Consider the following 20,686-nt stretch of genomic DNA (forward strand, 5'->3'; position numbering starts at 1 on the left):
TTCCCGTGCGCGCCATGGCGGGCGATGACGCGGCGACCATGATCTACGCAACGTACGACTGAGGCAACGGACGACAAGACGAATGGCACGGGATTACGACAGCCAGCTTCTGGAGTCGGTGGCGGTACGCCGGCGCAGGATGCGTGACGCGCTGCTGTTCGGCGCGCAGCGGGCGCGGCGTACCGCGGACGAGCGGCTCGGGAAGGTGTTCGCGGGGATCGCCATTGCCGCCGTGCTGTGCGCGGGATGCGTGGGGTGGTCCTTTGTCCAGAACATGCTGGAGAAACAGAAGGCCGAGCAGCAGAAGCAGCAGCGCCAGGAACAGCAGTACCAGCAGCCGGCGAAGACGGCGCAACCGGAGAAATCCGGGGATTCGGCGAAGAATCCCCAATAACTCGGCAACTCCGGCGAATTCAGAAAGAGTTCCCCGCAAAGGGGACCGAGAAGGCGCCAGTAGCATGGGCACGCCAAGCTGCCCGATTCCTCAAAACGTCGCGATGATAGGTTCCCGTAAAGTGGTGAGCACAGCAACGACTTCCCGAGCGCAGCTCAGCCGGGTGACTCTGGTCGGTGAGCGACGCCGGGCCGACATCGTCCTGCCGTCCGACACACCGATCGGGCAGCTGCTGCCGGACATTCTGCAGTTGCTGGACGACCGGGCGGCGGCACGCCCGATGACACGGCAGTTGATCACGTCGGACGGCTCCGCGCTCCCGCACGACAGCACGCTGGCCTCGGCGGGGATCGCGGACGGTGCGGTGCTCCGGCTGGTCCGGGCCCATTCCGCGCCCCCTGCCCCGGTCGTGCACGACGTCACCGATCTGGTGGCCGACGACCTCGATCTGCAGACCTGGCGCTGGCGTCCCGCGGCCCGTCGTGCGAGTGCGGGCGTGGCCTCGGTGGCCTTCGCGGTGGTCGCCGCGCTGTTGGCCCGGCGTGAGTTCGCCCTGGACGCGCTGACCGCCGCCCTCGCGGCCGCCACGCTCGTCCTGGTCGCGGCCGGTGCGCTCGTCGCGAAGATCGGGCAGGGCAACCGGGGCCTGGCGACCGCGCTCCTGCTCGCCTCCGGCAGCCTCGGCATCCTCACCGCCTGGACCGCCGCGGACGCCTACCACTGGCCGGGGACCGCGCGGCTCGCCGCCGTCGCCGCGGCGCTGGTCCTGACGCTGGTGCTCCTCGGCTACTTCTCCCCGCTCGGCCGCGGCGGGCTCATCGGCGCCGTCGCCACCACCGTGATCGCCGCGGCGTGGGAGGCCGTCGCCGCCGTCCAGGACGACCCGGCCCGGCTCGGCGCGGTGATGGCCGTCTTCTCCGTCGTACTGCTCGGACTGCTCCCCCGGCTCGCGCTGGCGGCCTCCGGCCTCACCGCGCTCGACGACCGCCGCTCCGGCGGCACCTCCGTCAGCCGCCACCAGGTGGGCAACGCGCTGGCGGCCACCCACCGCGGCCTCGCCCTGGCGACGGTGGTCACCGCGGTCTCCGCGGCCGCCGGTGGCTGGCTGCTCACCACGGCCGGCAAGCCGTCCGTGTGGACCGTGGCGCTGCCCTCGCTGGTGGCCCTCGTGCTGCTCTCCCGGGCGCGGGCCTTCCCGCTGGTCGCCGAGGTCGTCGCGCTCTTCGCCGCCGCCGCGGTCCTGGTCGTGCGCCTGGTCATGCTGTGGATGCAGCACGCCGGGGGCGCCGGACCGCTCGCCCTGCTGGTCGTGGCCGCGGTGCTGCCGCTGCTCGTCCTGGCGGTGCACCCGCCCGAGCACGTGCAGGTCCGGCTGCGGCGCATGGCCGATCTGGTCGAATCCATCGGTGTGGTGGGGCTCTTCCCGCTGGCCGTCGGTGTGTTCGGCGTGTACGGACAGCTGCTCAACAAGTTCTGAGTCGACGCGCAGGTGCTCCGGGCGGGGCAGCAGGGCGAAATGGAAGGGCAGACATGCCGAACGAAGAGAACTGGCAGGGCGATGTGCTGCGCGCCATGAGGGGCGGCGCCGCCCAGGGGGGCCCGCAGGGCCCCGGCGGTCAGGGGCACGGTGCGCCCGCGCAGGGTCAGGGCGGTCGGCCGTACGGTGCCGCCGCGCCGGGTCCCGGCGTTCCCGCGCAGAACGCCCATGCCTACGGGACGCCCCAGCAGCAGTACGCCGGCCACCAGCAAGGACAGCAGGCACCGGCCCAGCAGTCGGCCCATCAGCCTCAGCAGCTCCAGCAGCACCCCGGTCACCAGGGACACCAGGCGGTGGCCGCCCACCCCGCCGTACAGCCTCAACAGCAACAGCAGCCGCAGCAGGCTCAGCCCCAGGCGCAGCACGCCGCGTACACCCCGGGCACCCGGCCCCAGCACACCCCCGACTCCCGGCCCGTGGTGGACCGGGAGCTGGCCTCCGTCGGGCGCAAGGCGCGGCGCGGCGAGCCGTTCGCCGCGCGGGCCGCGCGCGCCCTGCGGGTGAGCGTGTCCTCGTCGGCGGCGCGCGAGGTCGCCCGTACCACCGCCACCGCCGAGACGCTCCAGCAGCCCGTGACGACCGGTCGGCAGATCGCCGTCACCTCCATCCGGGGCGGCGCGGGCAAGTCGACCGTCGCCGCGCTGCTCGGCACCACGTACGCGCACTACCGCCAGGACCCGGTCCTCCTCGTCGAGGCCGACCCGGCGCTCGGCTCGCTGCCGCTGCGGCTCGGCGCCGATTCGCTGCGCTGGACCACCGGTGACCTGGCGGGCATCATCGAGCCGCAGATGTCGCTGCTGGACATCACCGGATATCTCGTCCAGCTCCCCGGCAACGCCTGGCTGCTGCCCGGCAGTCAGGGCCAGATCGGCGCGATGCTGGACACCAGGGCGTACGAGCGGGTCATGGTGTCGCTGCGCCGCTACTTCGGCGTCACCGTCGTCGACTGCGAGACGCTGCCCGCCGAGGTCGCCCGGGTCGCGCTCTCCGCCGCCCAGGCCCGGGTGCTGGCCGCCCCCGCCACGCTGGAGGGCGTCACCAGCACGTACGCGGTCCTGCAGTGGATGCAGTCGCTGCCCCGGCAGGTGATCGCCGGCACCGTCGTCGTGCTCAGCGAACTGGTGCCGCACCCCGGGCTCGATCTCGACGAGGCGGCACAGAAGCTGAAGGCCACCGGCGCGAGTGTCCAGGTACTGCCGTACGACCGTCATCTGGCGGCCGGCGGCGCGATCCGTACCGAACTCCTGGCGCACGCGACCCGGGAGGCCGTCACCCGGCTCGCCGCGGACGTGTTCCGGCTGTCCCAGCAGCACCACTGATCACCGACCGGCAGCACCACCGGTCCCGATGCCGACCTGACCCGACCCCGAGTGACGGACGACGATGAGTACCCGACTGATCCACCGCCCGGCCAGGACCACCCGGCCGCCGGCCGCCTCCGAGGCGCGCACCATCGAGGCCCCGCCGAACCTGCCCGAGGGCAAGTCGGGCAACATCGCGATGTCGCTGTTGCCCGTCGCCGGCGTGATGTCCTCCGTCGTGATGATGACGGTCGTACGCAACAGTCAGTTCGCCGGGCTCGGGGCGATCATCCTCGTCGTCACCGTCATCGGCTCCGTGGCGCTGGTCTTCTCGCAGCGCGGCAAGGCCCAGCGCACCCGCCGTACCCAGCGCGAGGCCTACCTCGCCTATCTGGAGGACTTGCGCGAGGAGCTCTCGATCGAGGAGCGCCGGCGGGCCGAGCGGGCCGATGTCCTCAATCCGCCGCCGCACGCCCTGTACGACATAGTGCGCGACCCGGCCCGGGTCTGGGAGCGGCGCCGGCTCGACGGCGACTTCCTGCGGGTGCGCGTCGGCACGGGTGAGATGCCGGTACGCGATCTGACGGTCGCCCAGCAGGGTTCGTCCGTCCTCTCGCCGCCCGACACCTTCATGCTCAACGAGGCGTCCGCGCTGATGGACCGCTTCCGTACCGGCACCGAACTCCCGCTCACCGTCCCGCTCGACCGGGTCGGCAACATCAGCGTCATCGGTCCCCGCGAGGACTGTCTGCGCGTCGCGCGCGCCCTGCTCGTCCAGACCGCCGCCACACATGCCCCCGACGACGTCGCGATGGCGCTCGCCGTGCCCGGTGAGCGGCTGGCCGACTGGGAGTGGGCCAAGTGGATGCCGCACCTGCTCGACACCGAGCAGTTCGACGGCCCGGTCGCCGCCCGCCGGATCGCCCCGTCCGCGCCCCAGCTGGCCCGCCAGATCGGTCCGGAACTGCGCCGCCGCGCCTCGTACGCGGCCGAGGTACGGCGCGGTCTGTCCGGTAAGGACGCGCTGTCCATGACGTCCCGGCTGCTGGTCGTCACCGACGGGCACGGCGAGGACGCCGTCGACCTGCCGCGACCGGACGACGCGGTCGGCCTGCGCGAGATGGGCGTCAGCGTGCTGCACCTGCTGGAGCACCGGGTCCAGGAGCCGGGACACGTCAGCGTTCGGATCACCGTCGACGGCGACTCGGTGGTCATCGAGGACCTGCGCGAGCAGGAACCGGTCAGCGCCCACGGCACCGTGGACGAGGTCGGCATCCCGTTCGCCGAGGGCCTGGCCCGGATGCTGGCGCCGATGCGGCTGTCCGCCGAGTCGATGGTGGACGCCCCGCTCTCCGGTCCGGTGGACTTCGCCGACCTGCTCGGCATCGACGACGTGGCGCGCCTCGACCTGTCGCGGATGTGGGCGCCGCGCGGCGAACGCGCCTTCCTGCGGGTGCCGATCGGTATCAGCGACTCCCACCAGCCGGTGCTCCTGGACCTCAAGGAGTCCTCCGAGCTGGGCATGGGGCCGCACGGGCTGTGTGTCGGGGCGACCGGTTCCGGCAAGTCGGAGCTGCTGCGCACCCTGGTCCTCGCCCTGGTGGCCACGCATCCGCCGGAGGACCTCGCGCTGGTCCTGGTCGACTACAAGGGCGGTGCGACCTTCGCCCCGTTCGCGGAGCTGCCGCACGTGGCCGGGGTCATCACCAACCTGGAGAACCAGGCGGGCCTCGTCGAGCGGGTGCACGCCTCGCTCGCCGGTGAGGTCAAGCGCCGTCAGCAGGTGCTCAAGGACGCGGGCAATGTCGCCGACATCGGTGACTACGCGGCGCTGCGCGCGGACCGGCGGCCCGATCTGGACCCGCTGCCGCATCTGTTCGTCGTGATCGACGAGTTCGGTGAACTCCTCACCGCGAAGCCGGACTTCATCGACCTGTTCCTGTCCATCGGCCGGATCGGCCGTTCCATCGGTGTGCATCTGCTGCTGTCCAGCCAGCGCATCGAGGGCGGCAAGCTCAAGGGCCTGGACACCTATCTCTCGTACCGGCTCGGTCTGCGTACGTTCTCCGCCGACGAGTCGCGCACGGTCCTGGACACCACCGACGCCTTCCATCTGCCGCCGCTGCCCGGTTTCGGCTATCTCAAGGTCGACACCAGCCATTACGAGCGCTTCAAGGCGAGCTATGTCTCGGGCGCGTACCGGGGGCCGGTGCAGCGTGACGAGGAGCAGGACAGTGGTCCGCTGGCCCTGGAGTACGAGGCGTTCAACACCCTGGCCGAGCCGGAGAGTCCGGGCGAGGAGCCGAAGGTGCGGCGCCGGGAGACCGGCCCGACCGAGATGGGCGTGATCGTCGACCAGCTGCGGGAGGCGGCCGGTACGGTGCGCCGGATCTGGCTGCCGCCGCTGCCCGGTGCGATCGCCCTGGACAAGGTCGCGGGGCCGCTGGACGTGGGCCCGCGCGGGATGCAGCTCGCCAAGCGGCGCGGCCCGCTCCAGGTGCCGCTCGGGCTGCGCGACGACCCGACCAAGCAGTGGCAGGGCCAGTGGTACCTGGACCTCACGGTGGCGGGCGGTCACGTCGCGGTCATCGGCGGTCCGCAGGCCGGCAAGACGACGCTGCTGCGCACCCTCGCGCTGGCGATCTCGCTGACCCACACCCCGCAGGAGGTCGGCGTCTACGGCCTCGACCTGGTCGGCGGCGGCCTCCAGGCCGTGTCGGGGCTGCCGCACGTCGGCGGGGTCGCCGGCCGTGCGGACCGGGAGCGCGCGGGGCGCACCGTCGAGGAGGTCCGGGGCATGCTCGCGGTCCGCGAGGAGCTGTTCCGCGAGCACGGCATCGACTCCGTGGAGCAGCTGCGTTCGCTGCACGCGGCGGGCCGGCTGCCGCAGCTGGCCTCGGCCGAGATCGTGCTGATCATCGATGGATTCGGCGCGCTGCGCGACGACTTCGACGAGCTGGACGACGCCGTCGTGGACATCCTCAAGCGCGGTGGCGGCTACGGCATCCACGTCGTCGCGGGCATGCTCCGCTGGAACGACGTACGCATCGCCACCCAGTCGAACTTCGGCACCCGGGTCGAGCTGCGGCTCAACGACCCCAGTGAGTCCAGCATCGACCGGAAGCTGGCGCAGACCCTGTCGCCCGACGAGCCGGGCCGCGTCCTCACCGACGGCAAGCTCTTCGCGCAGGTCGCGCTGCCCCGCACGGACGGTGTCGCGGACGTGTCGGACCTGGGCGCGGTCCTGGAGCACACCGCCCGTACGGTCCGCGCCACCTGGAGCGGCGAGGTCGCCCAGCCGGTCCGGATCCTGCCGCACGTCCTGGAGCCGCATCTGCTGCCGGGCCCGGTCGCCGAGCCCAAGCGGGTGCCGATCGGCCTGGACCAGACGGCGCTGGCGCCCGCCGTGCTCGACCTGTTCCACCACGACCAGCACCTGCTGGTCCTGGGCGACAGCGAGTGCGGCAAGACCAACCTGCTGAAGACGGTCGCCGCCGGGCTGATCGAGCGCTACGGCGAGGAGGAGCTGGTCTTCGCCGTCATGGACCCGCGGCGCGGTCTGCGCGGCGCGATCCCCGAGGAGTTCCGCGGCGGGTACGCGTACAACGCAAAGATGTGCGCGGGTCTGGCCGCGGGTATCGCCACCGAGCTGGAGAAGCGGTTGCCGGACGACCGGGCGGACACCGAGGACCTGGAGCCCGGCAGCTGGGGCAGCGGTCCGCGGATCGTGATCCTGGTCGACGACTACGACGTGCTGACCACCGCCGGTCAGGCGCCGCTCGACCCGTTCCTGCCGTACATCCCGTCCGCCGTCGACATCGGTCTCCACTTCGTGCTGACCCGACGGGTCGCGGGCGCCTCGCGCGGAATGTACGACCCGCTGATGCTGGGGCTGCGCGAGTCGGGGGCCTCGGCGCTCCTGATGGCGGGCGACCGCAGCGAGGGACAGCTGTTCCCCGGTGTGTACGCGACCCAGCAGCCGCCGGGGCGCGGGGTGTTCATCCGCAGGGGCCGGCAGAACCGTCTGATCCAGACCGTGTACACCGCGGAGTGACCCGCCGGGGGCGGTCCCGTTTCCGCGGGCCGCGCCCCCACCGCACATCCGCACCCGGACGAAGAAGGAACGGCCGACCACATGACCAAGGACGTCATCGCCCTCACCCCGCGCATGCCCGACCCGTTGACCGTGCTCGCGGGGCTGCTCGCGGGCGGCCCGGACAAGCTGGTGGGGACGGCGGGCGAGGATGCCGTCGTGCAGCTCTGCGACGAGCAGGGCCGGCCGCTCGTCTCCATCGAGGCGCCGCTGCTGGTGCAGGTCGCGGGCGAGGCCGAGCGGCTGCTCGGGGCCACCGCGCCGCCGGTTCCGTTCTGGTGGACGGAGGCCCGCGCCACCACCGGGGTCGAGGAGGCCGAGCTGATCGCGGGCACCTTCGCGGCCCGGATCGCCACCCTGGCCGGGGGCTCCGCCTGGCCGCCTCAGGCCGCGCGCTCCCTCGCGGTGGTGAAGACCGACGGGGTGAGCGTCGCGCCGACGCCCGCCGCCGCGCAGCCCGCCGTGGACGCGCTCACCGACAAGGTGGCCGTCATCATCCAGGACCGTCCGGTGATCGCCATGACGGCCTGGCTCTCGGACGCGTTCCGGGCCGCGGCCAACGCCGAGCTGGGGCTCCAGATCGTCACCTCGCCGGGCGCCACGCTCTCCCCCGCGGTGCGCAACAGCCTCAGCGGCTGGCCCTCGCGCTGGGTGGTGCAGGACGAGAAGGACGGCTACTACGACGGTCTGTCCGGTGCCGTACTGCGCTGGCAGCACGGCATGTTCGCGACGGTCGAGTCGCCCGACGCCGCGCCCGAGGACCCGCGCACCCCGGTGGCCGCCGCCTACCAGGAGGTCACCGACACCGGTGACCGCCAGCTGGCGATCTCGTTCCGCACGGTCCACCCGGCGGACGACCGGCTGGTGCTGGGCGGGGCGCTGGAGTCGGTGTGGCAGGAGCTGACGGGGCGGCCGCCGGCCGGGTGGGGCACCGCCGAGCCCGCCAACCTGCCGTGGTCGCTGCGCCGGCTGACCGATGTCGCCTTCGAGCGGGCGCCCGAGCCGACCTGGCTCGTGGTGGTCGGCAGCCCGGACCGGCCGGCCCTGGCCACGGTCCGCATCAGCCGTACGAAGGCGGGGGTGGAGGAGGACGTCACGCTGGCGTTCGGCTACGGCCCCGGCGAGGAACCCCCGCTGGGCGCGCTGCCCCGGGTGGCGGAGGTGCTCGCCACCCGTCATCACCTCCAGTCGATGCTGGTCCAGCTCCGCAGGGCGCGGCGCGACCTGGCCGTGCCGCCGCGCTTCGAGGGGCCGGGGGTCCCGCTGGCCTTCGTGCTCGGCGCGGAGGAGGTGCGCGAGATGCCCGGCGACCGCGCCCGGCGCACCCCGCTCTCCGAGCCGCCCGTCCAGCTCGGCCCGAGGTCCCGTCCGGCGCTGTACTACCCGCTGCCGGGCGACCCGTCGGACCTGTCCGGCTGGCAGGACTTCGAGCGGCTGATGCGGCATCTGAAGGGCGCCTGAGCGGGTCGGGACAGCGGGCAGAACTGCTCAGCGGGGCGGCGCGGCGGCCCGGCAGGAGGCGCGGCGTGAAATCGCCTGCGCGGATGCCTGCTCGGACGTCCGTGCCGCCGAACGGAGATCACCACAACAGGTCACCGGCTGCTCAGAGACGTTCAATCGTTTCTGACGATCAAGCAGTTTCGGTCACAAATGGCTTCCCTCTTTCGCCCACAGGCGGTTGACTGGGGGTTACACATGGTGATGCCACCGTCCTGCACCACGGGCGATTGCCACCGCGGGCCCACGGGCCCGGCCCCGATGCCCCGACCCCCGGCGGAGGAGAGTGAGCAGGAATGACTGCCTCGTCTCGCACGGTGAGCCTCTGGCCAGAGTCGGTGGGCGCGGGCGGCCTGTACCCCGATGCGTACCCGGCGCCGACGCGTGAGTCCGGCCGGTTACCCGTTCTTATCGCTCATCCGAACCGCTTCGACGAGGGGCACCAATGAGCCAGATTGCGCTGCCAGCGTTTCATATGCCGTTCCAGAGCACCGGATGCAATCCAGGCATCGAGGAGACCAGGGAGGCAGCGTGGGAATGGGCCGAATCCAATGACCTCGCGCTCTCCCCGGTGGCCCGGAAGAAGATGATCCGGACCAGGCCCGAGCTCTGGATCTCCCTCATCTTCCCGGCCGCGTCGCAGCGGCATCTCGATCTCTTCTGCCAGTGGCTCTTCTGGGCCTTCCTCGTCGACGACGAGTTCGACGACGGGCCCGCCGGACGTGACCCGCGGATGTGCGAGGCGGCGATCGACCGGCTGGTCACCGTGCTCGACGGCGGCCCGCCGCGCGGCGCCATGGAGCGCGCGCTCGTGGGGCTGCGGACCCGGACGTACCGGGACCGGTCGGCGCGCTGGATCCGGCAGTTCCGGCGGGACACGGTCGCCTGGCTGTGGACCTACTACGCCGAGGCCGTGGAGCGGGCCGCCGGGCAGGCGCCGTCCCGGACCGAATTCGTCAAGCACCGCCGGGATTCGGTGGCCATGCAGCCCTTCCTGGACCTCCATGAGATCACCGCCGGGATCGACCTTCCGGAATCGGCCCGGAGCCTTCCCGCGTACATCGCGCTGCGCAACGCGGTCACCGATCACTCGGGGCTCTGCAACGACATCTGCTCCTTCGAGAAGGAGGCGCTGCTCGGGTACGAACACAACGCGGTGCGCCTCATCCAGCGTGATCGCGACTGCACGCTCCAGGAGGCCGTCGACGAGGCCGGGGCGCAGCTCGCACAGATCGCGCAGCGGGTGCAGCGGGCCGAGAAGGAGCTGATCGAGGAGATCGAGGCGGCCGGCATCCAGGGCCCCACCCGGCTCGCACTGGAGCGGTGCGTACGGGACTACCGGGGGCTGGTCCGGGGCGACTTCGACTACCACGCCCGCGCGGAGCGCTACACCCGTCCCGATCTCGTCGAGGTCGACGAACGGGAGTCCCTGTCCGAGCACTTCGCGGCCTGACCCACCGTCAGCACATGCGGCAGCCGCCGACCGGGGGCCGGCAACGGCCTCCGGTCCCGCGCGGCGCCGCTCACGCCCCGGCCCGCCCCAAGCCGCTCTCCCCCGGCGCCTGTTCGTAGTCGCCTGTCGGCAGCGGAAGCGCCCGCAGGGCCAGCGCCCATCCCAGCCGTACCTCGCCCGACTCCGCCGAGGCGCCGGTGAGTTCGGCGATCCGGCCGATCCGGTTGAGGACCGTGTTGCGGTGGCAGTAGAGCAGCTCGGCCGCCCGCGCCGCCGAGCAGCCGTGGTCGAGCCAGACCCGGAGCGTGCCGAGCAGCACGTCGCGTTCGGCCGCCATGTCCAGTACGCCGCCCAGCCGCGTGGTCACGATGCGCTCGGCGATCTCCGGCCGGCCGACCAGGAGCACCTCCGCGAGCCGGTCGTCGAAGGCCGCCGCCTCGCCGCTTCCGGCGGGCAGCGTGCGCAGCGCCTGCTCGGCCAGCCGCAGTGCCCGCCCCGCCCTGGCCAGCCGGTCGAACTCCGGTGACACCCCCGCGGTGGCACCGGTGCGGTGGCGCAGCAGGTCGAGCAGGACACCGCAATCCCCCGAGGCCGCCAGCCGCACGATTCCCGCGTACCGGCCCGACCGGGGCCGCCAGAAGGACCAGATGCCGTGCTCGTCGAGGACGGGTGCCGGGTTGGGCGGCGCGGCCGGGTCCTGGGCGGCGACGACGATGACGTACCGGTCGTGGACCGGCACGCCCAGCGCGGCGGCGGCCGCCGCCGCGACCGCCGGATCCTCGCCGCGCCCGTCGAGCAGGGCCTCGAAGAGGGCGACGCGGCGGGTGTCCTGCCTGCCCTGCATCTCCAGCTGGGTGAGCCGGTACGAGTCGGCCATGACCAGCGAGTAGCGGTCGATGGTCTCCCACACGGCGCCCGCCATGTCCAGTTCGGTGTCCCGGTCGCCCGCGACCGGCCCCGCGGCGTCCGGTGTCCCGCGCGTCGCCCGCAGATGCTCGGCCATCACCTGCCACATCACCCGGCCACCGCGCCGGTAGGCCTGGAGCACCGTGTCCAGCGGTACGCCCTGCTCCGCGCGCCGCCGCCCCGTCTCGCGCGCCGCGTGCTCGCCGTCGCCCCCGCTGGACGGCAGCCCGCCGAAGTCCTCCAGCGCGCGCAGCAGGTTGTCGCGGCAGATCCCCCACAGGTCGTCCCGGCTTACGGGCGAGCCGGAGGCGTACGTACCGCTGTGCGCGTGGATGTCGTCGACGACCCGCCGGGTCAGTTCGTCGATGCCCGGCAGGAGGGCGGTGGCCAGGGCGCGGCGCAGCTCACCGTCGTCGCCGGTACGAGGGGATGGGGCACGCGGGTTCTGCGCCATGCCCCGAAGATTAACGCCCTCGTTATGCGGATGCCTCGCCATGTGCCTCTCCGCGTGGCTGCTGCCCAGGTGGGCGGTGCGCATGGTGGGCAACTGCACATTGTGCGGAACCGGGGCCACGGCCGATTCTGAGCGGGAAGAGCCGTGTGAACGCCATGTTTCCTGGAGCGTGTCATGTTTCTCAGCGTCGCCATCGTCCTGCGCGAGTCGGCCCGCAAGCATCCCGACCGCGTGGCCGTGGTCGATTCGGGCACCCGGATCACCTACCGCGAGCTGTGGGACGGGACGCTGCGCTGCGCGGGCGCGCTGCGGGCCTCGGGGGTCCGGCCGGGCGACCGGGTCGCGGTGCTGCTGCCCAACTCGGCGGACTTCCTGTACGCGTACTTCGGCGCGCTGGCCGCCGGGGCGACGGTGGTGCCGGTGCACGGGCTGCTGGTGGCCGAGGAGGTGGCGTACGTGCTGCGGCACAGCGGCTCCGTCGTGCTGATCGGCGGCGGTCCGATGTGGCCGGTCGCCGAGGAGGGGGCACGCGCCGCGGGGGTCAGGGCCGTGCAGGGCGTGCCGGAGGGCGGCGACCCGCTGACCGCGGCGGAGCCGGCGGCGCCGGAGGACACCGCGGTGATCCTCTACACCAGCGGCACGACCGGGCGGCCCAAGGGGGCGCTGCTCACCCACCTCAACATCGTGCTGAACGCCTCCGTGGTCGCCCACGACCTGCTGCGGCTGGACGTCGACGACGTGGTCCTCGGCTGTCTGCCGCTGTTCCACACCTACGGGCAGACCTGTGCGATGAACGCCACGCTGCGGGCCGGGGCGACGCTCGTGCTCATGCCGCGCTTCAGCGGCGCGGGCGCGCTGGAGCTGCTGGCCGCCGAAGGCGTGAGCGTCTTCATGGGCGTGCCGACGATGTACCACGCCCTCGTGGAGGCGGCGGCGCAGGACGACGCGACGCACCGTCCCACCCTGCGCGCGGCCGTCTCGGGCGGCGCGGCCCTCCCCGTCGCCGTGCTCGAACGCTTCGAGGAGACCTTCGCGACGCAGGTCCTGGAGGGCTACGGGCTGACCGAGACCTCCCCGGTCGCCACCTTCAACCAGCCGGAGATCGGCCGCCGCCCCGGCACGGTCGGCCACCCGGTGTGGGGCGTGGAGATCGGGGTGGCGGACGCGGCGGTGGAGGAGGCCGTGGTGCTGCTCGCGGACGGCGAGGTCGGCGAGGTCGTGGTGCGCGGCCACAACGTGTTCGCCGGGTATCTCGACGATCCGGTGGCGACGGCCAGGGCGGTGGTCGACGGCTGGTTCCGCACCGGGGATCTCGGGGTCCGGGACGAGGACGGCTTCCTGAGCATCGTCGACCGGAAGAAGGACCTGGTCATCCGGGGCGGCTTCAACATCTATCCGCGTGAGGTCGAGGAGGTGCTGGTCCGCCATCCGGCGGTCTCCGAGGTCGCGGTGATCGGTGTGCCCGACGAGGCGCGCGGCGAGGAGATCTGCGCGGTCGTCGTACTGCGGGCCGGGGCGGAGGCGGTGACGGAGCAGGAGCTGATCGCCTGGTCCAGGGAGCGGCTCGGGCGGCACAAGTACCCGCGCGTCGTGCGGTTCACCGGGGCGCTGCCGCTGGGCCCGACCGGCAAGGTGCTCAAGCGGGCACTGACGGCGGCTCCTCCCTCCTCCTGACCCCGCCCGCCACGGCGGCGGAGCCGGTCCGGGTCGACGCGGCCCCGGTCCGGGTACACATCGGTCACCGGTCCGCGATCGCACCGCAGAAGGGCTGAACCACATGTCTGCCGTACCCACACCGATACCCGGGACGTCGCCCCGGGTCAGCACGGTCCACGGGGCGGTGCGCGGCACGCTGGAGCAGGGTGTCGCCGTCTTCCGCGGCATCCCGTACGCCGCCGCGCCGGTCGGCGCCCTGCGCTTCGGGGCACCCGTGCCGCCCGAGCCCTGGGAAGGGGTGCGGGACGCGGTGGCGTTCGGGCCGACCGCGCCCAAGCGGCCGTACGACCCGCCGCTGGACCGGCTGCTGCCCGACCCCGACGTACCGGGCGACAACTGCCTCAACCTCAATGTGTGGACGCCGTCCCCGGCCGCCACCGGGCTGCCCGTGATCGTCTGGATCCACGGCGGTTCGCTGCTGCACGGCTCGTCGGCGGTGCCGCTGTACGACGGGACCGCGTTCGCCCGGGACGGTGTGGTCCTGGTGTCGGTCAACTACCGGCTCGGCGTGGAGGGGTTCGGGGTGTTCCCGGACGCGCCCGCCAACCGGGGGCTGCTCGACCAGATCGCGGCCCTGACCTGGGTGCGGGAGAACATCGTGGCGTTCGGCGGCGATCCGGACCTGGTCACGGTGTGCGGCGAGTCGGCGGGGGCGATCAGCATCGGCGCCCTGCTGGCCGCCCCTCGGACCAGGGGCCTGTTCCGGCGGGCCGTGCTGCAGAGCGGCGCGCCGACCGCGCTGCCGCTCGGCGCGGGCGCCCGGCGCACCACGGAGCTGATCGCCAAGCGGCTCGGGGTGGCGGCGACGGCCGGGGCGCTGGCCGCGGTGGATCCGGCCGCGCTGCTGGCCGCGCAGACCGAGGTGACGGCCGGCGGCTCGCCGCTGACCGGCGGGAATTCCTTCCAGATCGTGGTGGACGGCGATCTGCTGCCCCGCGATCCGCTCGAAGCGCTGCTGGACGGCGCCGCGTCCGGTGTCGATCTGCTGCTGGGCTCGAACAGCGAGGAGTACCGGCTCTGGTTCGTACCGAGCGGTCTGACGGAGCGGCTGTCCGCGTTCAAGCTCAGGCTGGCCCTGCTGAAGTTCAAGGTGCCGGGCGCCACGACGCGTACGTACCGGGCGAACCGGCCGGGGGCCACGCCGGGTGAGCTGCTCGGGGCGCTCGCCACCGATCTGCTGCTGCGGGTCCCGCTGAACCGGGTGGCCGACGCCCGTGCGGACGGGCCGGGAAGCACCCATGTCTACGAGTTCGGCTGGCCGTCCCCGGTGCTGCGGCTGGGCGCCTGTCACGCGCTGGAGATCGGCTTCGTCTTCGACACGCTGGACAAGCCCGACGCGGTGGCGCTGGCCGGTGCGGGCGCCCCGCAGGAGCTGGCCGACGCGATGCACGCGGCGTGGGTGGCGTTCGCCGCGTCCGGCGACCCCGGCTGGCCGGCCTGGGACGCCTCGCGCCCGGTGATGGGCTTCGGCCCCGGCAGGCCCGCAGTGGTGCGGGCCCCGCGCGACGAGGAGCTGCGCGGCTGGGCTCCGTACCGCGGGAGCGCCTGAACGGCGGCCCCCGGCCCGGGAGGCCGGGGGTCCTTCAGGACTCAGTCCTTGTTCTGGGCCGCCCAGAACTCCTCGAACGTGAGCAGCCCGTCGCCGTTGGCGTCGTGCGAGTTGATGACTGCCTGGGCCACCGTCTCGGTGACGTAGGGGTCGCCGAGCTGCGCCATCACGCTCTTGTACTCGACGGCCGAGATCAGCCCGTCGCCGTTCAGATCGAACCGTTCGAATGCCTTGCGCGCCGACTCTATGTCCGCCACGGTTTCGCCCCTTCGTAATCCCTGATCAATGCCTGGCCAATGCCTGACCGACGGGGGTCAGATTAACGGTCGCGACCGGTGGCCTTCGCGGCGGCCGGTAGTCGATCATGAGTGGGGGGAGTCCGCCGCCCGGCGGACCACGGACCGGACGGGGAAGCGGGACACCGATGGATGACGCGCTGGCACGGATCATGACGGCCTCGGCGCACGGGCGGTTTCCCCCGCCGGACGGTTCGACGACCGTGGTGCGGCAGCCCTCGGCCCGGGACGCCGGGGTGCTGGCGTTCACCGCGCACTCGGTGGTCTTCACCGACGAGGACCCCGACTGGGTGCGGGCCGTGCTGGCCAGAACGCCCGGCGACGAGCTCGCCGCGACGATGAACCCGCACTTCCTGAACGCGCTGCTGGCCCGGACCGGCCGGCACATGAACACCGTCGACCTGCTGACGGTCGCCCCCGCGCTGCCCGGCGAACCGGAGATCGAGCTGCGGGAGATCGAGGACCCGGAGCATCCACGGGTGGCGCGGGCGATGCAGTACCGCGACGAGGTGCGGGTCTGGTCCGCCGACGGCGGCGTGGTGATCCTCGGCCGGGGCGTCGCGGGCCGCTGGGAGACCGCGATCGAGGTGGCCGAGGAGGCGCGCGGCCGGCGGCTGGGCGAGCGGCTCGCGCGGGCGGCCAGGCAGCTGGTGCCGGACGCGGTGGTCTGGGCCCAGCAGTCGCCGGGGAACGCCCGCAGCGTGCGGACGTTCCAGGCGGCGGGCTACCGGCCGGTGGGCTCGGAGGCCCTCTTCGTCATGGGGTGAGTGTTCGCCGGATCAGCTGCGCCACGGCTTGTAGTGCGGGTTGTCGACGCACTCGTTCATGATCTCGGTCTTGCTCGCCCGGTCGATCGGGCACGCCCCGACGATGAACTCCCGGTCGACGCCGCCGGGGAAGGCGACCTCCACCTGGTCGGCGTACTTGTGGGTGTCACCGATCGTCCTGTTCACGTCGATGCCGCCGGGAGCGTCGATGTAGTAGTTGAACTCGCTCTTCCACTTCTTGTACAGGTCGTGGTCGTACGTGGTGGAGACGAACGGCGACGGCTGGTTGACCAGGACGTACTTCTCCAGGTCGTACTGGCCGTAGTCGATGTCCCTGGCGTGGAAGCCCTCGTCGAAGATGGCCGACGGGCCCCGGCCGTCCGCCCGGTAGAGCTGGCGGCAGTCGACCCGCCACGAGGGCTGCGGGGTGATCCGGTCGACGTCCACCGGGTCGGCGGCGGCGAAGAGGTGGTCGGCGACGGCCGGGCAGCCGCCGGGCTTGAACGCGGCGGCAGGGGCGGCGGCGGGGGCGGCCTCCGTGGCGGCGGCCGGGACGAGCACGGCGGAGAGGGAGAGAACGGCGAGTGCGGCCCGGCGCCGCAGACGAGAAGTGATCATCATGATGGTCACTGTCGCGGCGGCGCGGCGCCGGGCCATGGAGTGTCACCCGAAGGCGAGCGTGTCAGGCGCGGTGTTGACGTCGGGCCGTCAGCGGAAGACGCCGGTGTGGCCGAGCGAGTAGCGGCCCGGCTGCGGGTAGACGGCGAGTCCGTGCGGGCCGCTGCCCACCGGGATACGGGCCAGCTGCTTGCCGGTGGCGGTGTCGATCGCGTACACCTCGGCGTCGTAACGTCCGCTCAGCCAGAGGACCTTGCCGTCCGCCGAGACCCCGCCCATGTCGGGGCTGCCGCCGCCTGGCAGCCGCCACTTCGTCGCCAGCTTGCGCTTGGCGAAGTCGAAGACGGAGATGGTGCCCTCGCCGCGGTTGGAGATGTACATCTGCTTGGAGTCGCGGCTGACGTAGAGGCCGTGGGTGCCCTTGCCGGTGTGCAGCAGCTTCGGGGTGGTGAACTTCTTCCCGTCCAGCACCCAGATCCCGTCGGCGACCATGTCCGCGATGTAGAACGTCCCACCGTCCGGCGACAGCTTCACGTCCTGCGGCATCGCGCCGCCGAGCGGCAGCTTCTGCTGCCCGACGACCTTCATCTTCGCGGTGTCGACCTTGAGGAGTTCGCCGGAGAACTCGCAGGAGACGATGAAGTACCGGCCGTCGGCGGAGAAGTCGGCGTGGTTGACGCCCGCGCAGTCGACCGGGACGGTCTTGGCCGTCTTCATGGTGTGGGCGTCGCGGAAGACCAGCTGACGGTCCATCGAGGCCATCACCACGGCGTACTTGCCGTCCGGGGTGAAGTAGAGGTTGTACGGGTCGGAGACCGGCACCGTGGGGCCGGTCTTCCCGGTGGCCGGGTCGATGACGGTGAGGCTGTCGCCGATGTCGTTGTTGACCCAGAGGGTCTTCAGGTCCCAGGAGGGGACGACGTGCTGCGGCTGGCGGCCGACCTTGATGGTTTTGATGACCTTGTACGTGGCGGGGTCGATCACGGACACGGTGTCGGAGTTGGTGTTGGGGACGTACACCCGGGACGGGAAGTCCTTGACGACCGGGGACAGCTTTCCCCGGTCGGCCGAGTAGACGTCCTTGGCGTCGAGCACCGGGGGCATCCCGGGGAGCCCCGGTGGTGCGGGCGGCGCGACGCGGTCGGCCTCGGCGGGCCGGGCGGCCTCGCTGCCGACGGCCTGGACGTTCGCCTTCTCGGCGGAGGTGCCGCAGCCGGTGAGTACGGCCAGCAGGACGCCCCCGAGCAGGGCCGCGGTGTGCTTGGTGGAGGGAGACATCAGGTCAGCAGCTCCGTGGTCGTCACCGCGCGCAGTCGGCGGCGGTCGATTTCGGTGAGGAGGAGGGGCAGCGCGGCGACCGTGTCCGCGTAGCCGAAGTGCAGGCTCACCACCGATCCGTTGCGGATCTCCCCGGCCACCTTGCGGGTGACGGCCGCGGCGCCGGGAGAGGTGAAGTCGAGGGAGTCCACGTCGTACGAGAGGATGTGCGGGTAGCCCGCCCTGGCGGCCAGCCGCTGGACGAGCGGGGTGGCGTTCCGGGCGCGCGAGGGGCGGAACCAGGTGCCGATGGAGCCGGTGAGCCTGCGCAGCCGCTGGGCGCAGTCGTTGATCTCCGCGTACGCCTCGGCCTCGCCCATCGAGGAGATGTCGGTGTGGTGCTGGGTGTGGTTGCCGAGTTCGTGGCCGCCGTCGAGGATGCGCCGGGCCACGTCGGGGTGTTCGTCGAGCCAGCTGCCGACGGCGAGGACGGTGACCCGGGCGTGGGCCCGTTCGGCCTCGGCGAGCACGGTGCGGGCGATGGCGGGGTCGCCCTGGCCGTGGAAGGTGAGGGCGACGCGGGCGCGGTCGCGGGGGCCGTGGTCGATCTGGACCGGCTGTCCGGGGAAGCGGTGCGGTCCGGGGGCGGGATTCGGGGACGGGGGCCGGGTGGTCGCGTCGGCCAGGTTCTTCGGGCTCACCGTGTCCGTGACGGTCCCGGCCGGTGTGCCGACGGCATCGCGGTCCGCGCATCCGGCGGCGAGGACACCGGCGAGGGCGGCCCCTGCTCCCGCGCGCAGGGCGCCGCGGCGGTGCACCGGAGTGTCGGAGACGTTCATGTGCAGACACAGTAGGGGCGAAATGAGATGGAAATAACAATTTAGGCATATGGGTGAACCGAATGAATCACTCACTCAATCCCATAAATATTCACACTTTTACAGGCAAGTGACCCATCACACCTGCGATTCACCTGGAGAATGTCCCGCTATGACCGTAGATGCATAGATTGCACCTTTGGCGGGGAGGTCGCCCGTCTGCCATAGTCGGTCACACGACCGCATGACCCGAGCCAGGTCGTCACAAGCGGCCGCGAACACACCCCCCATTTCGCGGCCCCCACACAGCAGCCCCCGAAGCGCCTCACCACGGCGGACGGGGGCTGCTGTGGTTTCCGGGCACGGGCAGCACGGGTACGGACCCGCCGGCCGGGATCAGCGGTCGGAGATCCGCATCTCGAACCAGGTGGTCTTGCCGCGCGGCAGCAGATCCACACCCCAGCGGTCGGAGAGCTTGTCGACGAGGAAGAGGCCCCGCCCGCTGACATCCATCGGCTGAACGGGCATCAGGCAGGGCAGTCCGCGCGAGGGGTCGCGCACCTCGATCCTGATCCAGCCACGGCGGCGCATCATCCGCAGCCCGAAGACCCGGGCGCCGGTGTGCCGCACCGCGTTGCCGACGAGCTCCGAGACGAGCAGCACGGCGTACTCGGCGGTCTGCGGGGAGAGCGCCCACTGACGCAGCACCACGCACGAGGTGAGCCGCCGGGCAGTCGCCGCGGACTCCGGACGGGAGGGCAACCGGACTTCGCCCTCCGCCGGATTCCCGAACAACTCCAGTGCCTTGAACGCCTGTTCGTCCTCCGCGGTCGGCATCCACCGCGCCGCCGTCGCACCGCTGTGCGGTCGCGGCTGTTCCACACCCTCCAGGCCCGCCATGGACACCATCATGGCCGCACGACGGACGGGCCGGGGCCGTTCCAAAGGAATCAGCGCCCCGGAACTCGCCGCTCCATGGAGACGGGTAGGCATATGCCAGTGGCAGAATGCGAGCTGCTACAACCCCTCTGACCTGCACGAACATGCCCTCCGAGCGCGATCCGAGGGCTCATCGGGGTGCTGGGCCTTAAGGTTGTCTTAAGGCCCAGCTAATCCGCCCGCACGGATGAACGCGCGTCGGTCTGTGCCCAACTTGCGTTCGGTCAGAGGAATTTGGCCTTGCCCGGCCCCTCTTCGACGAAGCTGCGCATTCCGCGCTCCCGGTCCTCGGTGGCGAACAGTCCGGCGAACCAGTTCCGCTCGATCGTGAGCCCGGTGTCGATGTCCGTCTCCAGGCCGGCGTCGATGGATTCCTTGGCGGCGCGCAGCGCCAGAGCCGGCCCCTTGGCCAGCGCGGCGGCCCAGGCGTGCGCCTGCTCGTACACCTCGGCGGCGGGCACCACCCGGTCCACCAGACCGATCGCCAGGGCCTCTTCGGCCCGCACGTGGCGGCCGGTGAAGATCAGGTCCTTGGCCCGGGAGGGGCCGATCAGCCGGGCCAGGCGCTGGGTGCCGCCCGCGCCCGGGATCAGCCCGAGCAGGATCTCGGGCTGGCCGAGCTTGGCGTTGTCGCCGGCGATGCGGAAGTCGGCGCAGAGCGCCAGCTCGCAGCCGCCGCCCAGTGCGTAGCCGGTGACGGCGGCGACGACGGGCTTGGGGATCCGGGCCACCGCGGTGAACGAGTCCTGCAGCGCCTTGGACCGTACGACCATCGCCGTGTGGTCCATCGCCTGCATCTCCTTGATGTCCGCGCCCGCCGCGAACACCTTCTCGCCGCCGTAGAGGACCACGGCGCGCACGTCGTCGCGGCGGGTCGCCTCCTCGGCGAGTTCACGCAGCCGGTCCTGGGTGGCGACGTCCAGGGCGTTCATGGGCGGGCGGTCCAGCAGGATCGTGCCGACGCCGTCGCGTACTTCGAGGTTTGCGGTCATGGGGGCAGGTTAACCGTCGCTAACGACGGCGGGCCCGGTGCTGTTGGTCACAGCACCGGGCCCGCTCCGTACGGCTCGCGCGGAGAACTACGTGTCGCT

At 72.2% G+C, this 20,686-nt stretch carries 16 protein-coding genes; 9 read left to right on the top strand and 7 right to left on the bottom strand.

What is annotated here, in order from left to right; genetic code table 11:
- The first annotated feature begins 139 nt into the window (after nucleotides 1-139).
- From OG842_RS11915 to OG842_RS11940, 6 genes are all read left to right on the top strand, one after another.
- Entirely contained in the window at nucleotides 140-394 is a 255-nt protein-coding gene (locus OG842_RS11915; RefSeq protein WP_443063977.1) for a hypothetical protein, read from the top strand.
- 103 nt (nucleotides 395-497) lie between these two features.
- Nucleotides 498-1,871 (top strand): type VII secretion integral membrane protein EccD, encoded by a 1,374-nt coding sequence (eccD, locus tag OG842_RS11920; protein WP_266729583.1) that lies wholly within the window; start codon nucleotides 498-500, stop codon nucleotides 1,869-1,871.
- Between the two features lie 53 nt (nucleotides 1,872-1,924).
- The gene (locus tag OG842_RS11925; RefSeq protein WP_328512204.1) at nucleotides 1,925-3,250 is read left to right on the top strand and encodes a MinD/ParA family ATP-binding protein; all 1,326 of its coding nucleotides are present in this window, start codon (nucleotides 1,925-1,927) and stop codon (nucleotides 3,248-3,250) included.
- 64 nt (nucleotides 3,251-3,314) lie between these two features.
- Nucleotides 3,315-7,286, top strand: coding sequence for a type VII secretion protein EccCa (gene eccCa, locus OG842_RS11930; protein WP_328512205.1), 3,972 nt, complete (start codon nucleotides 3,315-3,317; stop codon nucleotides 7,284-7,286).
- A gap of 81 nt (nucleotides 7,287-7,367) precedes the next feature.
- A complete protein-coding gene (locus OG842_RS11935) occupies nucleotides 7,368-8,786 on the top strand; it encodes a DUF6177 family protein (RefSeq protein ID WP_328512206.1) in 1,419 nt (472 codons plus the stop codon).
- 481 nt (nucleotides 8,787-9,267) lie between these two features.
- On the top strand, nucleotides 9,268-10,275 hold the full coding sequence (locus OG842_RS11940) for a terpene synthase family protein (RefSeq protein WP_443063978.1): 1,008 nt from the start codon (nucleotides 9,268-9,270) through the stop codon (nucleotides 10,273-10,275).
- Nucleotides 10,276-10,345: 70 nt separating this feature from the next.
- Here the strand turns inward: OG842_RS11940 and OG842_RS11945 are convergent, their stop codons facing one another.
- Entirely contained in the window at nucleotides 10,346-11,635 is a 1,290-nt protein-coding gene (locus OG842_RS11945) for a PucR family transcriptional regulator (RefSeq protein ID WP_328512207.1), read from the bottom strand.
- A 174-nt stretch (nucleotides 11,636-11,809) separates the two neighbouring features.
- On the opposite strand from OG842_RS11945, the gene OG842_RS11950 reads away from it, so the two are divergent.
- Together OG842_RS11950 and OG842_RS11955 are read left to right on the top strand one after the other, a co-directional pair.
- A complete protein-coding gene (locus tag OG842_RS11950; protein WP_266729588.1) occupies nucleotides 11,810-13,309 on the top strand; it encodes a long-chain-fatty-acid--CoA ligase in 1,500 nt (499 codons plus the stop codon).
- 103 nt (nucleotides 13,310-13,412) lie between these two features.
- A complete protein-coding gene (locus OG842_RS11955) occupies nucleotides 13,413-14,900 on the top strand; it encodes a carboxylesterase/lipase family protein (RefSeq protein ID WP_328512208.1) in 1,488 nt (495 codons plus the stop codon).
- Between the two features lie 41 nt (nucleotides 14,901-14,941).
- On the opposite strand, the gene OG842_RS11960 is transcribed toward OG842_RS11955, so the two are convergent.
- Entirely contained in the window at nucleotides 14,942-15,157 is a 216-nt protein-coding gene (locus OG842_RS11960) for an EF-hand domain-containing protein (RefSeq protein ID WP_328512209.1), read from the bottom strand.
- 167 nt (nucleotides 15,158-15,324) lie between these two features.
- On the opposite strand from OG842_RS11960, the gene OG842_RS11965 reads away from it, so the two are divergent.
- Nucleotides 15,325-15,963 carry a GNAT family N-acetyltransferase gene (locus OG842_RS11965; RefSeq protein ID WP_266729591.1) on the top strand — a complete coding sequence of 213 codons (639 nt, stop codon included), beginning with the start codon at nucleotides 15,325-15,327 and terminating at the stop codon, nucleotides 15,961-15,963.
- Between the two features lie 12 nt (nucleotides 15,964-15,975).
- On the opposite strand, the gene OG842_RS11970 is transcribed toward OG842_RS11965, so the two are convergent.
- The 5 genes from OG842_RS11970 to OG842_RS11990 all read right to left on the bottom strand — a co-directional run bounded on the left by OG842_RS11970 (nucleotide 15,976) and on the right by OG842_RS11990 (nucleotide 20,587).
- Complete coding sequence (locus tag OG842_RS11970; protein ID WP_266733544.1) at nucleotides 15,976-16,581, bottom strand: ADP-ribosyltransferase; 606 nt, start codon at nucleotides 16,579-16,581, stop codon at nucleotides 15,976-15,978.
- Nucleotides 16,582-16,671: 90 nt separating this feature from the next.
- Nucleotides 16,672-17,859: a YncE family protein gene (locus OG842_RS11975; RefSeq protein ID WP_266729592.1), complete on the bottom strand. Its 1,188-nt coding sequence runs from the start codon at nucleotides 17,857-17,859 to the stop codon at nucleotides 16,672-16,674.
- A complete protein-coding gene (locus OG842_RS11980) occupies nucleotides 17,859-18,677 on the bottom strand; it encodes a polysaccharide deacetylase family protein (protein ID WP_328512210.1) in 819 nt (272 codons plus the stop codon). The genes OG842_RS11975 and OG842_RS11980 overlap by 1 nt, the downstream gene beginning before the upstream one ends.
- 375 nt (nucleotides 18,678-19,052) lie before the next feature.
- Nucleotides 19,053-19,568 (bottom strand): ATP-binding protein, encoded by a 516-nt coding sequence (locus OG842_RS11985; RefSeq protein WP_266729594.1) that lies wholly within the window; start codon nucleotides 19,566-19,568, stop codon nucleotides 19,053-19,055.
- Nucleotides 19,569-19,819: 251 nt separating this feature from the next.
- Nucleotides 19,820-20,587 carry an enoyl-CoA hydratase/isomerase family protein gene (locus tag OG842_RS11990; RefSeq protein WP_266729595.1) on the bottom strand — a complete coding sequence of 256 codons (768 nt, stop codon included), beginning with the start codon at nucleotides 20,585-20,587 and terminating at the stop codon, nucleotides 19,820-19,822.
- Between the last annotated feature and the right edge of the window lie 99 nt (nucleotides 20,588-20,686).

Source organism: Streptomyces sp. NBC_00376 (assembly GCF_036077095.1).
Lineage (GTDB): Bacteria > Actinomycetota > Actinomycetes > Streptomycetales > Streptomycetaceae > Streptomyces.